The organism is Erythrobacter sp. JB1-4, assembly GCF_057365025.1.
In genome coordinates this window covers 2,512,055-2,525,868 of record NZ_CP200292.1, presented here as the reverse complement: position 1 = coordinate 2,525,868, position 13,814 = coordinate 2,512,055, and the positions used below count along the sequence as shown (strand labels likewise).

Here is a 13,814-nt window from a genome sequence, read left to right as displayed (position 1 = left end):
TCAGACGCTTCAGTTCGTCTTGCGGCGCACCAATCAATCTTCCGGCGCGATGGTGATCTTCATCCCATCAAGAACCGGTGCAAGTGCGATCTGGCACGAGAGACGCGAGGTCTCTTTGCGGTGGTCTGAAGATTCAAGAAGATCATCCTCGTCTTCGCTCATTTCAGGCACTTCGCCCGGAGCCTCGTCAACATAGACATGGCAGGTCGCGCAAGAGCAGCATCCACCGCACAGCGCGAGCAGCTCGTCATAGCCATTGTCGCGAATGGCTTCCATGACGGTGAGGCCGTCTTCGACCTCAATCTCATTGGTTTCGCCGTCGCGGTTAGTGACGATCAGCTTGGGCATGGGCGTTGGTCCTTGTTGTGGCGTTTGCGTCAAGACATTGAACGCAAGAACGCTCTCTTGGTTTCTTGTCGAGTTCAGCTAAGAGTTTCGCTTGCTAGATGCAAGCCAGAGGAACCGCGCGTGGGACTAACTGCTGAAATTTTGAAGGCTGAATTGGACGCCGCTGCCGCTAAGGATGAGCGGATTGCTGAAGCGCTTGCGCGCATAAGCTATCCCGAGCCTCGAGTGCGTCCGCGCGGCTATAAAACTATGTTGCGCACGATTTTAGGTCAGCAAGTCTCCGTTGCATCGGCCGCTTCGACGTGGAGCAAACTTGAGGCAGAATTGGGCGAGGAGTTTACGACCTCGTGCCTCCTTAAACGCGATTTCGACACACTTCGCGCTTGCGGGCTGTCGCGCCAGAAACAGGGCTATGCAAGGAGCCTTTGCGAGCTTGTTGAGGCAGGCGCAGTGGACTTCAATGCTCTTCCCGAAGATGATGAAGAGGCCATCGCTGAGCTCACCCAAATTAAAGGGATAGGCCGGTGGTCGGCGGAGATTTATCTGATGTTTGCCGAGGGTCGTACCGATATCTGGCCAGCGGGTGATTTGGCAGTGCAGGAAGGCGTGAAGCGCCTTCTGGACCTCGATGAACGCCCCAAAGAGAAAGAATGCCGCGCGCTGGGCGACAGATGGGCCCCGCACCGTTCAAGCGTAGCGCTGTTCACGTGGCACTATTATGCAAACCCTGCGCTGTGATCGTCGCTTACGCTGAAAAGAAGAGAGCTTGAAACCCCCATAAGCGCTGTCCATCTCCTGCCACACAACAAACGCCCACACGAGATGGAGCCACAATGACCACCACAGCCCAAGACGTCCCCCTGATCCCGCGCGATGCACTGTTCGGGAATCCCACGAGAGCAGGCGGTCAGATCAGTCCCGATGGGACACAGCTTAGCTGGCTGGCACCGCTTGAGGGGGTTCTCAACGTTTGGGTTGCTCCGCGTGAGACTCCCCATGAGGGCAAGGTCGTGACCAGCTCAACCGACAGGCCGATCACGCAGTATTTCTGGGCGCCTGATGGCAAGAGCATCATGTATGTTCAGGACAAGGGCGGCGATGAGAATTTCCTATTGTACCAGATCGACCTTGAGACCTTGGCGGAAAAGACCCTCACCCCGTTTGAGAACACTCGCATTCAAATCGTTGGCACGTCTGAGACGATCAAGGACAAGGTGCTGCTTGGCATCAACAACCGCGATCCGCAGTTTCACGATGTGCATATGCTCGACATCACAAGCGGCGTATTGACGCTGGTGTATGAAAACAACGCCTATGCCGGGTTTATGGCGGACGATACGCTCACGCTACGCATGGCGATGAGCCAGAATATGGAAGGGGGCACCGACTTCTTAGCTATCGAAGATGGCGTGGTGGCTGAGGAGCCTTTCGAGACCACTTCGATGGAAGATGCTCTCACGACAAGTCCCGCTGGATATACGACTGACGGTTCAATCCTTTATTGGATCGATAGCCGTGACCGCAATACAGCGGCCCTTTATGCGCAAGACACCGCGACGGGTGAACGCACACTCATTGCTGAGGATGAAAAGGCCGATCTTGGCGGGACAATCCGCGACCCTAAAACCGGCGTGGTGCAGGCCTATTCGGTGAACTACCTGCGCAACGAATGGACCGCTCTTGATGCGCAGCTTGGCACCTCGCTCGATTGGCTAGGCACACAGCTTCAAGGCGATTTTGGCATTTCAAGCCGCACCGATGATGACCGCACGTGGCTGGTGTGGAACGACCCGCTGACCACGCCTACGCGCATGTTCATCTATGACCGGGATGCCGAGACGCTCACGCCGTTTTACACCACGCGGCCAGAGCTTGAGGGCGCGCCTTTGCAGCCCATGCACACAGCTGAGATCAAAGCGCGCGATGGCCTCACCCTTCCCTCTTACCTGACCCTACCAGCAGGCTCAGACAGCGATGGCGACGGGCGTCCGGATAAAGCCGTACCCATGGTTCTGCTGGTTCATGGCGGGCCTTGGGCGCGCGACACGTACGGGTTTAATTCCACCCACCAAATGCTCGCCAATCGCGGCTATGCGGTGCTCTCTGTGAATTTCCGAGGATCGACCGGCTTTGGCAAAGACTTCCTCAATGCAGGCAACCTTGAATGGGGCCTCAAGATGCATGATGACTTGATTGACGCGGTCAATTGGGCGGTCGAGCAAGGCATTGCGATCGAGGACAAGATTGCGATCATGGGCGGCTCTTACGGCGGCTATGCGACGCTAGCGGGGCTGACCTTTACGCCAGAGGTATTCGCCTGCGGGGTCGATATTGTGGGCCCTTCCAACCTTGAGACTTTGCTGGAAACCATCCCGCCCTATTGGGCACCGCTGGTTAAACAGTTCCACACCCGCATGGGCGATCCGAACACGCAAGAGGGCCTCGCGCTGCTGAAAGCTGCAAGCCCGCTCTACAAGGCTGACCAAATCGTCAAGCCACTGCTTATTGCGCAAGGGGCCAATGATCCGCGCGTAAAGCAAGCGGAAAGCGATCAGATCGTTGGCGCGATGAAGGATGCAGGCATTCCGGTCACCTATGTGCTTTATCCAGACGAAGGGCACGGGTTTGCCAAACCCACTAACTCCATCGCGTTCTTTGCGGTGGCGGAAAACTTTCTGTCAGAATGCATCGGCGGACGCTCGGAAGCCTTGGGCGATGTACTTGCCCCATCGACCGCGGAGATTGTCGAAGGGGCAGCGCACGTCAATGGGCTTGAAGAGGCGCTTTCCGGATAATCACCGAGAAGCCTCTCCCCCATTGCTGACAAATGGCCCTGTGCGGGCTAACGCATGCAGCGAGTTTTTGGGAGAGAGACACAAATGAGTTCGGGTGCATCAGTGGGATCAGGCGCAGAACGCCATATTTTCATAACCGGCGGCGCGTCTGGTATTGGCCGCGCGGTCGCGATCTTTTTCGCTGATCGGGGTTGGTTCGTGACGGTCACCGATGTGAATGCGGCGGGCCTTGAGGAAACGCTTGGGCTTATCGGCAGCAAAGCCAAGTTTTCCCACCCTCTCGATGTGCGCGACCGCGATGCTTGGGATTTGGCACTTAGCGCGGCGGCTAAGGCTGCGGGCGGGCGCATTGATGTGATGTTCAACAATGCCGGAATTGGCACTGGCGGCGCTATTGCGGAACTTGGCAAGGATGAGATCGACGCCTGCCTCGACATCAACCTTCGCGGTGTCCTTTACGGAGCGCAAGCCGCATATCCCTATCTCAAGGCTGCCGGTCCTGGCTCAGCTCTAGTCAACACCGCAAGCGCTGCTGGCATCACAGGCGGCTCTGGCATGAGCGTCTATTCTGCCACCAAATTCGCCGTTCGCGGTATCGCTGAAAGCCTGGATGCTGAATGGGCGGCAGAAGGGATCAAGGTCTCCTCCATCTGCCCCAGTTTCATTGAAACGCCTTTGCTCGATGGCACCGGCCACCGGGGCGAGAATGAGCAGATCCGTGTGCGCGTCAAAGAAGCGGGGCTTGAGATCACACCGGTTGATGAAGTTGCCGCGACCGTATGGAATGCGGTGCACGGCGATGATCTGCATTATGTGGTCGGAAAAACCGCCAAGCGCATCAACTTCGCCAAGCGCTGGATGCCAGGCAAGGTCCGCAAGGAACAGCGCAAAGCGGGTAGTCTTCTAGGCGGGAACTAAGCGCTAAAGTTATTGCAAGCTGTCGCGAACTTTGAGGCCTTTTTCCGAGAGAAAGGGCTCAAGCTCATCCCAAGGCACAATCACCTCCGCTGTGCAGGGGAAAACCACATGCGGGAATTCGTGCACGAAGATGACGCCCTTGCGCGATAAGCCCAATTGCCAACCAGAGCGAAGGAATTCGCGATCTTTGCATTCTGCCTCTTCGCCCAGGTCTGGATCATCCGGCCAATTCGCGATGATGGCATCGAGGAGCTTGTCGGAGGTGCTTTCGACGGGGCGTTTTTCGACGTCGCCGAGTGCGTCCTCAAAATCGTAGAACGTAAGTGCGCCCTCTTTGAACCAAGTCGAAGGGTCTACTTCTCCTCCGCTGCGCCGATCATAAACAGCGAGCCACAAAAAGTGATTGGGATGCGCGCCGCCGCAGAATTGGCTGCCAGACTGAGAAATGCCTAGCCAATCTGGAGTGAACACCGTTGGCTGAGCAGTCTCATCCCAATAGCCGAGCTGGCCGGTTTGTATGCTCATGCCAACGCAAGCCAACATGGAGTCTGTTTCAGAACCGTCAGGCATTCTTGCCGCAAGTGTTTTGTTGATGGCTTCATCACCCGGTCGCTCATTGTCAATCTCAAGCGAGAAAAATGTGTAATCATCAACGCCGGGGCGCTTGGGGCCGGTGTATTTGAGCTTGGTGTAGGTGACGTTCTCGAAATTGGCCCTGCTCTTTTTGACGCCCCCGCCTTTCAGCAGAGGCTCGACAAACTCGGCGCTTTCGCAGCCATCGCCATATTCGGTGAGTTGTACTGGCGATGCAGTGAGCTTGATTTCGAGCTCCTTAGCGCCTTTGCGCCATGTCCCGGCAAGAACCTCATCACTCTTGCGGTCCACTGTCCAAGTCGCGCCGTTTTGCGTGCTGAAGCCCTCGACTTCACTCAAGGTGCTTGGAGCATTCTCGTCAGTTTCAACAAGGCGCAGAGGGATGAGGTTCTTATCGTAGTAATACGCGCCCTCATTGCTCGCCTTGTCGTAGAAACAAGCGGTTATCGGCAGGTCTCCGATGGCACCTTTCCAAATTTTCCCCTCGCGCAGTTCCTCGCTTGACCCAGAATGGTCAGAGGCAGCAGCGCCTTCCAAAGTTGGAGACTGCCCTTGGGGCGCGGCCGCAACATCTACGGGGGCATCACATGATACCGCAAGCAATGCGAGGAAGCCCGCCAGAACGCGCATCACACCAACCTATCAATCGCATGCGCCATCTTGGAATCGCGGATCGAAAGACCTCCACCGTTGGTACCAGCATCATGCGTCGTCAGGGTAATCTCCACCTTGGCATAGACGTTGAACCATTCCGGGTGGTGATCATGGCTTTCCGCGATCAGGGCCACGCGGTTCATAAAACCCCACGCCTCATTAAAATCGCCAAACTGAAACGTGCGCGTAATCGCCTTACCCTCGCGCGCCAAATCCCATTCCGGATGGTCAGCAAGCAATTGCTTCACTTCGTCCGCATCGAGTTCGGGAACATGAGCCATGAGCTAAAAGCCTTTGTCTTAGATGGTTGTGGGTCTCGCAGCTTTTGCCTAACGCTGCCCGCGATGCAAGCGCAACCACCCACTCCTTCTTTGGCCGCCTCTAACTTGGCGTGCCGCCGCGGTGACCGGTTGTTGTTTCGCAAATTGAGCTTCGAGCTTTGCGTGGGAGAGGCGCTGCATATCACTGGCGCGAATGGTACAGGTAAGACCACTCTAATGCGGTGCTTGTCAGGGCTGACCACGCCTTTCGCGGGCGAGGTTGAGCGTACTGGCGAACTGGGTCTTCTGGATGAGCGGCCTGCCCTAGACCTTGATCAACCCCTGGGCAAAGCGCTTGGTTTTTGGCAGCGGATCGATGGGTGTTTGGAGCCTGAAAAGGCGCAAGATTCACTGGGACTGCGCGGCCTGCTTGAAGTGCCAGTCCGGTACCTCTCAACGGGCCAACGAAAGCGCGCAGGGCTTGCCGCATTGATGGGCAGAGGTGTGCCTATATGGCTCTTGGATGAGCCGCTTTCGGGACTTGATGTGGCGGCGATTGAGACCGTCACGCGGTTGATTGAAGCCCATGTGCAGGCGGGCGGCTTGGCGCTGATTGCCTCGCACCAAAGGCTCGATATTGCAGGTCTGAAGTCGCTTGAGCTTGGTGACTATTCGCCAAACTTCGTGGAAGAGGACGAGGAATGATCGGCTCGCTCCTCAAGCGCGATCTAGCGAAATTTTTCCCCTTCGCAGGAGGCGGGGCGAGCCTGCCTGTTATGTTCTTCATCGCGGTGGCCATGCTCTATCCGTTTGCGGTGGGGCCAGACGCCAATATCCTTTCGCGCACAGGCGGCGGGGTGGTTTGGATCGCGGCTTTGCTTGCCGCGATCCTGCCGCTGGAGAAACTGGTCGCGAGCGATATTGAGCTGGGTTTCTTCGACCAATTGCGCCTTCGCGGACTGACCGAGGAGATGATGATGGCGGTGCGTTTGGTGGCCCACTGGTTGAGCTTTGGCCCGCCACTGATCTTGGCGACTTTCCCTGCGGCGGCACTTCTCGCGATTGATGGGCCGACACTGCATTTGCTTTTGCTCGGCCTTTTAGCGGGCACACCTGGCTTGGCAGCGATAGGCCTAATGATAGCAGCGCTTACCGCAGGCCTTCGGGCGGGCGCGGCGCTATCAGGGCTGTTGTTGGTGCCGCTCGCACTCCCAATCCTGATCTTCGGAGCAGGCGCTTTAGCAAGGCAAGACGGCGCGAGTTTGGGCTTTGTGGCGGCGATAAGTTTGGGTCTAGTCGCAATGGCACCGTTTGCAGCAGGCGCAGCGATTAAAGCCGCACGCGAAGTTTAACCGTAGCTCGAACGCCATGATACCGCCGGTTACCGACAAACAAGCAAGCCTATTGCTCGCCCGCATTGCATTCGGGCTTTTGCTCTTCAGCATCTTTGCCTTTGCGCTCAAAGCCGCCGTGCACACCGAAGTTCAGGCCCGCTACACCCCGCTAGTGATCATTCACGGCGTCTCGATGCTCGCGTGGCTGGCGCTTCTCAGCTTCCAACCATGGCTGGCAGCAAATGGGCGCCGTCGCCTGCATACAGCGCTGGGCAAATCGTCCCTTGCGTTGGTCGGCGTGATGACCGTCTCTGGCCTGGTGCTGGCGGTCAATATCGGCGAGGAATTGGGCCGCGTTGAGGTGACAATCGTCAACATCGCCGCCTTTGTAACCTTCCTCCCGCTCTACATCGCTGCTCTGCGCTTTGCGAGCCAGAAGCGGATCGCAGAGCATAGGATGGCGATGCTGGTGGGAACGCTCGCTTTTATGACACCGGCCTATGCTCGCGTGGTTCAAGTCCTGGAACTGCCAGACCCGCTAGCAATCGCGGTGCAGGTGCCGATCACGGTCGCGCTTGCACTGGGCTTTGAGTGGAAAACGCAAGGACGTGTGACGAAGCCAACCCTTGTGATGCTCGGCTTTTCGGTAGCGGTTATCGCAGTGATGGTGGCGAGCCTTATCCCGCTGATCCTGTGAGCAAGGGTGCTCAAGAATAAGGCGGCTGATCGCGGCCTGTCTGGCTCTTCGTAAAGATCTCGTTCCCGTCCTCGGTGATCGCAATCGAGTGCTCAAACTGCGCGGAAAGGCTCTTGTCGCGCGTTACAGCCGTCCAGCCATCGCCAAGAACCTTTGCCCAAGGTTTGCCAAGGTTGATCATCGGCTCGATCGTGAAAAACATGCCCGGTTTCAGCTCAGGGCCCGTGCCCGCTTTGGCTGCGTGGATCACTTCAGGCGCATCGTGGAACAGGCGGCCAAGACCATGCCCACAAAACTCGCGCACCACACCGTAGCGGAACTGTTTGGCATGGGCCTCAATCGCCGCGCCAATATCGCCAAGCCTTGCGCCGGGTTGTGCAGCCTCAATGCCAAGCATCAGGCACTCATAAGTCACATCGACCAACCGCTTTGCCTTGATCGACGGTTCGCCTGCAAAGAACATGCGGCTCGTGTCGCCATGCCAGCCATCGAGCAGCGGCGTCACGTCGACGTTCAGAATATCGCCTTCTTTGAGGACTTTGGGCCCCGGAATACCGTGACAGATCACATGGTTGATCGAGATACAGCACGAATGCGTATATCCGCGATAGCCCAGCGTTGCAGGAACAGCGCCGCCATCGAGGGTCATCTCGCGCACCTTGTCATCGATGGCTGCCGTAGTGATCCCCGGCTCCACCATATTGGCGACTTCATCAAGGATACTCGCAGCTAAACGGCCGGCGGCGCGCATGCCCTCAAAGCCTTCCTCGGTATGAAGTTTGATTGAACCGTCGCGGTAGACGGTGTCGTTGCTCTCGACGAGTTGGTATTCGGTCATGGTGACAATATAGCGTGCGCCTTACGCAATTGCGAGCAAAAGCGCGTGACAATTGGCGATCCGCTTACCATTAGGAATTCATGACTGACATCAATGACCTGATCCAGCCCGACCGTGGGCAAGATGCGACCGCGATCCACCTCACCACTAAAGCGGGCTTCGATGATTTCGCAAAAAGCCTCACCACAGGCCAGCGGGCAAGCCTTGCAGGGCAAAAGTTTGAAGGCGCTGCTGGAAGCGTCGGGATTGTGCCCGATGGTGATGGCTTCTTCGCAGTGGGCGGGGTTGCTGAAACGCACAACCTTGGCAGCTATTGCCTTGCCGCTTTGGCGACCAAGCTGCCGGAAGGAACGTACCGTCTTGTCGATGCACAACCGGGCGCAGCGGCCTTTGGGTGGCTGACTGCGCACTACAGTTTCACCCGCTACAAGGCTGATGAGAACGCTGTCGGTCCACGCGTTTTGCTGACCGAGCAAGTGGGGCGTCTCCCCGGATACATCGCGGAGGCCGCCGCTGAAATGCTGGTGCGCGATCTGGTGAATACGCCTGCCGAGGACATGGGCCCCGCCGCGCTTGAGGCCGAGATAAAGAAACTCGCTAAAGAGCATGGCGCGGACCTCAAAGTGACGCGCGGCGACGAGCTCGAGCAAGGCTATCCCATGGTGCACGCCGTGGGACGAGCAGCCGCGCGCAAACACGACCCGCGCATTATGCACCTCGAATGGGGCCCCAAAGATGCGCCCGTTCTGGCGATTATCGGCAAGGGTGTGTGCTTCGATTCAGGCGGCCTCGATATCAAACCGGCGGCGGGCATGCGCCTCATGAAAAAAGACATGGGCGGCGCGGCGCATGCAATCGCTCTGGCGGGCCTTGTGATGGGTGCTGGCCTCAACGTGCGGCTCCACCTGCTTGTGCCTGCGGTTGAGAATGCGATTTCCGGTCCTGCTTTCCGCCCCGGCGATGTGCTGCCCAGCCGCAAGGGGCTTACGGTTGAGATTCACAACACCGATGCTGAAGGACGCTTGATCCTTGGCGATACTTTGACGCGGGCTTCCGAAGAAAAGCCGGAGCTTGTGATCGACTTCGCAACCCTCACAGGAGCCGCGCGTGTCGCACTTGGTCCGGACTATGCCGCGATGATGGCGCGCCGGGATGAAACCGCCGATGCTCTGATCAAGGCAGGCCGCGAGGTGGATGACGAACCATGGCGATTGCCGCTTCCTGACGCTTATCGCGAGTATCTCAACTCCGACATTGCCGACTTGGTGAACGCGCATTCCAACCCATACGCGGGAGCTAGCGTTGCAGGGCTGTTCCTAGATCGCTTCGTTGAAGAGGGTCTGGACTGGGTGCACTTTGACACCTTTGCATGGCGCCCCTTCCCCAAACCGGGCCGCTCCAAAGGCGGCACCGCCTATGGCCTACGAGCCTCATGGCACATGCTCAAAGAGCGCTTTGGGAGCTAAACTTGCTCCCATGCGTCTGTGTAGCTAAGCGCGAGCGACAACGGGGCTTCGAAGAGAGCGAATGTGAATGAGCGTCCAAACCCGCCAAGGTGAGTATGCGGTGCCAAGCGGCGACTTGGGCTTAAAAGGCCCGGTTGAAAAGCCTGTGCCCGGTACTTTGCCCCTGCGCGGAGACCTTGCACATATCGCTCTGGCAGGCACGCATTTGGCGGCTCACTACGTCATTCCGCATATTTGGACCGTTGGCGCAAATGGCGTTGATGTGATGGAAACCACGCGCGACGACAGCCCCATTTTGACCCGCTTCGAGGCTGGCACTAAGGTCGAAGTGATAGACGTATCGGGCGATTGGATTTGGGGATGCCTTGGGCCTGAAGGGCCAAGCGGCTATATGAACGCAAGCGCTCTCACTGCCAGCTAACCCAACTACCCATTGCGCGTCTGCCGTAACAGGCCTAGGCGCTTGGCCGCTATGACACACCGTATTTTCATCGATGGAGCCGCCGGTACCACCGGCCTTGAAATCCGCGATCGGCTGGAAGGACGCGAAGAGTTTGAGCTGATCGTCTTGGACGATGGCGCCCGCAAGGATGTGTCTGCTCGCCGCGAGGCTCTGCATGAGGCCGATGTGGCGATCTTGTGCCTGCCCGATGACGCTGCACGGGAAGCTGTGAAGCTGGCGGAAGGTTCAAACACACGGATCATTGATGCGTCCTCGGCGCACCGGGTGGCGGATGGGTGGACCTATGGGTTTCCTGAACTGATTGGACATGAGAAGATTGCAGAGGCTCGATTTGTTAGCAATCCGGGGTGCTATCCGACTGGGTTTTTGGCGCTGGTTGCGCCTCTGGTGCGAGCGCAAATGCTGCCAGGCGACTGGCCTTACACGGTCAACGCAGTGAGCGGATATTCGGGCGGTGGCAACGCGCTAATCGACCGGTTCGAAGCCAATCCAGAAATTGCATTTCGCACATATGGTCTCACACTGACTCATAAGCATTTGCCTGAGATGAAAGAGTACGCTGGCCTCCATACTGACCCTGTATTCTCGCCATCGGTTGTGCCAGCTCATCGTGGTATGATCGTCGATGTGCCGATTCCAGCAACTCATATTCCAGGCGTTGCCTCGTCGTTCTTCTTTGAAGGCACGTTGATTGACGCATATGCCGCAAGCCCGGTCGTAAAAGTCAACACCGGCGACCCTATGACAAGCGAGCTTCTTCTATCGAACCGAGCAGAAGCTTGGGACGGAATGGAGCTGCTCGTAGCGTGCGACAAAAATGGCGACCAAGCCCGCCTCATCGCCCGCCTAGACAACCTTGGCAAAGGCGCTAGCGGAGCCGCAATCCAAAATCTCAACATCATGTGCGGGATCGAGGAAACGACGGGCCTCCGTCTCTGATTAGGTAGCTCTGCTTAGCGCAACTGCCCATTTAATAGGCAGCGCCGCCCTTCCCTTAGGCACAATCACCGCATGGTGATAAATAACTACGTTTAACGCGCCCCTACGGAATGATCCTTGCGCGAGGCTCAGGATCGGCTACCGAAGTGTGATAAGACCTTGGCATGATTCTTGATCATGTGTGGGTAAGCACACCGGTTAGCGGGAACGGAACTTCTTACGTGAAAAAGATCGAAGCGATCATTAAACCCTTTAAACTCGATGAAGTGAAAGAGGCGCTCCATGAAATTGGCGTGTCCGGCATCACCGTCACCGAGGCGCGCGGGTTTGGCCGCCAAAAGGGTCACACAGAGCTTTACCGCGGCGCGGAATATGTCGTCGATTTCCTTCCTAAAGTGAAACTCGAAGTCGTTGTGCCGGATGATCAGGCAGAGCGCGTGGTTGAGGCTGTTGCAGCGGCTGCACAAACGGGCAGGATCGGCGATGGCAAAATTTTCGTCAGCGATATCGCGACCGCCCTGCGCATCCGCACTGGCGAGACCAATGATGACGCGATTTAAGGACTAACCCAAATCACCTGCGCCTAACGCCACAGGGGGACGGCGCACCTCTCACAACAATAACTACACAAGCTGGAGTATGCGAAAATGGCGAGCGCTAAAGACATCGTACAACGTATCAAAGACGAGGAGATCGAGTGGGTTGATCTTCGCTTCACCGATCCAAAGGGTAAGTGGCAGCACCTCTCCATGTCGGCAGTTGTCATGGACGAAGATGCGCTTGAAGATGGCCTGATGTTCGATGGCTCCTCCATCGCAGGTTGGAAGGACATCAACGAGTCCGACATGATCCTCAAGCCCGATCTCGACGCGGTCTATGTTGACCCGTTCAGCGCGACCCCGATGATCAGCATCTTCTGCAACATCATCGAGCCTAACGATGGTCAGCTCTACAACCGCGACCCGCGCTCAACCGCGACGCGCGCTGAAGCTTACCTCAAATCAACCGGCATCGGTGACACCATCTATGTCGGTCCAGAGCCTGAGTTCTTCATGTTCGACGATGTGCGTTTTGAAGACGGCTATGCGGGTTCAGGCTTTGCGATCGACGACGTTGAGCTGCCAACCAACACCGGCAAAGAATACGACATGGGCAATATGGGCCACCGCCCACGCGCAACAGGCGGTTACTTCCCAGTGGCTCCTGTCGACAGCGCCATGGACATTCGCGCTGAAATGGTTTCGACCATGCAGGAAATCGGCCTTTCCATGGACAAGCACCACCACGAAGTGGCTGCCGCTCAGCACGAGCTTGGCATCACTTATGAGACGCTGACCAAATCAGCTGACCACGTGCAGGTGTACAAATATGTGACCCAGCAAGTCGCGCACGCTTACGGCAAAACTGCGACCTTCATGCCAAAGCCGATCAAAGACGATAACGGCTCAGGCATGCACAGCCACATGTCGATCTGGAAAGACGGCAAGCCAACATTTGCTGGCGATGAGTATGCAGGCCTTTCAGAAACCTGCCTTTACTACATCGGCGGTGTGATCAAGCACGCGAAAGCTCTGAACGCTTTCACCAACCCAACGACCAACAGCTACAAGCGTCTGGTCCCGGGTTTTGAGGCTCCTGTGCTTCTCGCTTACTCGGCGCGTAACCGTTCAGCCTCTTGCCGTATTCCTTACGGTGCTGGTGAGAAAGCCAAGCGCGTTGAGTTCCGTTTCCCGGATGCTCTTGCAAACCCATACCTTGCCTTCTCAGCTTTGCTGATGGCTGGCCTCGACGGGATCGAAAACAAGATCCACCCTGGCGATGCCATGGACAAGAACCTTTACGACCTACCACCTGCTGAGCTTGCGCAAGTTCCAACGGTTTGCGGTTCGCTTCGTGAAGCGCTTGAGGCTCTGGAAGCCGATCACGACTTCCTCTTGAAAGGCGACGTCTTCTCGAAAGACCAGATCGAAGCCTACACCGAGCTTAAGTGGGAAGAAGTCATGCGCATGGAAACCACCCCATGCCCGGTTGAGTTCGACATGTACTACAGCTCGTAAACGCTTCGGCAGTTTACTGATACAAAAAGCCGCTCGGGAAACCGGGCGGTTTTTTTGTTGGAGCTTCAAGCGTTACCAATTGTATCGACACACTCGCTTGCCGAAAGTAACGTCCGTCTAACGGGGAGAGTGCCATGACCAAAGCCACACAGATCAGGCTCAAGAAGCGCGCAGACGGTGTGCCACAAGACGATGTCTGGGAGACCACTTATGATGCTCCCGGTCAGATTGGCGATGGCGAAATCGCAATTGAGGTGCAGTACGTGTCGGTTGATCCGGCAATGCGCGGCTGGATTGTGGACACCCCCTCATACCTCCCCCGTGCAAATCGGCGCGGTTATGCGCGCAGGCGGCCTTGGCACCGTAACTGCCAGCCGGAACGATCACTTCACAGTGGGCGACATTGTACGCGGTTTGACAGGGGTTCAATCGCACTATGTCGGCCCGCCAG

15 protein-coding genes and 1 pseudogene are annotated in these 13,814 nt (G+C 57.1%); 12 read left to right on the top strand and 4 right to left on the bottom strand.

Features of this window, described 5'->3' with window-relative positions; genetic code table 11:
* Nucleotides 1-33 precede the first annotated feature (33 nt).
* Nucleotides 34-348: a 2Fe-2S iron-sulfur cluster-binding protein gene (locus AC0V61_RS11670; protein ID WP_486157715.1), complete on the bottom strand. Its 315-nt coding sequence runs from the start codon at nucleotides 346-348 to the stop codon at nucleotides 34-36.
* Between the two features lie 120 nt (nucleotides 349-468).
* Here AC0V61_RS11670 and AC0V61_RS11665 point away from each other — a divergent pair, with 120 nt between their 5' ends.
* From AC0V61_RS11665 to AC0V61_RS11655, 3 genes are all read left to right on the top strand, one after another.
* A complete protein-coding gene (locus AC0V61_RS11665) occupies nucleotides 469-1,086 on the top strand; it encodes a DNA-3-methyladenine glycosylase family protein (protein WP_486157713.1) in 618 nt (205 codons plus the stop codon).
* A 95-nt stretch (nucleotides 1,087-1,181) separates the two neighbouring features.
* On the top strand, nucleotides 1,182-3,143 hold the full coding sequence (locus tag AC0V61_RS11660; RefSeq protein ID WP_486157711.1) for a S9 family peptidase: 1,962 nt from the start codon (nucleotides 1,182-1,184) through the stop codon (nucleotides 3,141-3,143).
* 84 nt (nucleotides 3,144-3,227) lie between these two features.
* The gene (locus AC0V61_RS11655; RefSeq protein WP_486157709.1) at nucleotides 3,228-4,061 is read left to right on the top strand and encodes an SDR family oxidoreductase; all 834 of its coding nucleotides are present in this window, start codon (nucleotides 3,228-3,230) and stop codon (nucleotides 4,059-4,061) included.
* A gap of 9 nt (nucleotides 4,062-4,070) precedes the next feature.
* On the opposite strand, the gene AC0V61_RS11650 is transcribed toward AC0V61_RS11655, so the two are convergent.
* Both AC0V61_RS11650 and AC0V61_RS11645 read right to left on the bottom strand, forming a co-directional pair.
* Nucleotides 4,071-5,285 (bottom strand): hypothetical protein, encoded by a 1,215-nt coding sequence (locus AC0V61_RS11650; protein WP_486157707.1) that lies wholly within the window; start codon nucleotides 5,283-5,285, stop codon nucleotides 4,071-4,073.
* Entirely contained in the window at nucleotides 5,285-5,590 is a 306-nt protein-coding gene (locus AC0V61_RS11645; RefSeq protein WP_486157705.1) for a 4a-hydroxytetrahydrobiopterin dehydratase, read from the bottom strand. Before AC0V61_RS11645 ends, AC0V61_RS11650 begins: the two co-directional genes overlap by 1 nt.
* A 63-nt stretch (nucleotides 5,591-5,653) precedes the next feature.
* On the opposite strand from AC0V61_RS11645, the gene ccmA reads away from it, so the two are divergent.
* The 3 genes from ccmA to AC0V61_RS11630 are packed head-to-tail and all read left to right on the top strand — an operon-like array spanning nucleotide 5,654 to nucleotide 7,600.
* Nucleotides 5,654-6,274 carry a heme ABC exporter ATP-binding protein CcmA gene (gene ccmA, locus AC0V61_RS11640; RefSeq protein ID WP_486157703.1) on the top strand — a complete coding sequence of 207 codons (621 nt, stop codon included), beginning with the start codon at nucleotides 5,654-5,656 and terminating at the stop codon, nucleotides 6,272-6,274.
* A complete protein-coding gene (locus tag AC0V61_RS11635; RefSeq protein WP_486157702.1) occupies nucleotides 6,271-6,921 on the top strand; it encodes a heme exporter protein CcmB in 651 nt (216 codons plus the stop codon). Before ccmA ends, AC0V61_RS11635 begins: the two co-directional genes overlap by 4 nt.
* A gap of 16 nt (nucleotides 6,922-6,937) precedes the next feature.
* Entirely contained in the window at nucleotides 6,938-7,600 is a 663-nt protein-coding gene (locus AC0V61_RS11630; RefSeq protein WP_486157700.1) for a hypothetical protein, read from the top strand.
* Between the two features lie 10 nt (nucleotides 7,601-7,610).
* On the opposite strand, the gene map is transcribed toward AC0V61_RS11630, so the two are convergent.
* Nucleotides 7,611-8,438 carry a type I methionyl aminopeptidase gene (gene map, locus AC0V61_RS11625; RefSeq protein ID WP_486157698.1) on the bottom strand — a complete coding sequence of 276 codons (828 nt, stop codon included), beginning with the start codon at nucleotides 8,436-8,438 and terminating at the stop codon, nucleotides 7,611-7,613.
* A gap of 80 nt (nucleotides 8,439-8,518) precedes the next feature.
* Here map and AC0V61_RS11620 point away from each other — a divergent pair, with 80 nt between their 5' ends.
* From AC0V61_RS11620 to AC0V61_RS11595, 6 genes and pseudogenes are all read left to right on the top strand, one after another.
* Complete coding sequence (locus AC0V61_RS11620) at nucleotides 8,519-9,904, top strand: leucyl aminopeptidase family protein (RefSeq protein WP_486157696.1); 1,386 nt, start codon at nucleotides 8,519-8,521, stop codon at nucleotides 9,902-9,904.
* Nucleotides 9,905-9,971: 67 nt separating this feature from the next.
* Nucleotides 9,972-10,325 (top strand): hypothetical protein, encoded by a 354-nt coding sequence (locus AC0V61_RS11615; protein ID WP_486157694.1) that lies wholly within the window; start codon nucleotides 9,972-9,974, stop codon nucleotides 10,323-10,325.
* A gap of 51 nt (nucleotides 10,326-10,376) precedes the next feature.
* Nucleotides 10,377-11,306: an N-acetyl-gamma-glutamyl-phosphate reductase gene (gene argC / locus AC0V61_RS11610; protein WP_486157692.1), complete on the top strand. Its 930-nt coding sequence runs from the start codon at nucleotides 10,377-10,379 to the stop codon at nucleotides 11,304-11,306.
* Between the two features lie 221 nt (nucleotides 11,307-11,527).
* A complete protein-coding gene (locus tag AC0V61_RS11605) occupies nucleotides 11,528-11,866 on the top strand; it encodes a P-II family nitrogen regulator (protein ID WP_486159536.1) in 339 nt (112 codons plus the stop codon).
* Between the two features lie 87 nt (nucleotides 11,867-11,953).
* Complete coding sequence (gene glnA / locus AC0V61_RS11600) at nucleotides 11,954-13,363, top strand: type I glutamate--ammonia ligase (protein WP_486157690.1); 1,410 nt, start codon at nucleotides 11,954-11,956, stop codon at nucleotides 13,361-13,363.
* Nucleotides 13,364-13,497: 134 nt separating this feature from the next.
* Nucleotides 13,498-13,762 (top strand): annotated as a pseudogene (locus AC0V61_RS11595) (NADP-dependent oxidoreductase); the annotation flags it as partial.
* Nucleotides 13,763-13,814: the final 52 nt, after the last annotated feature.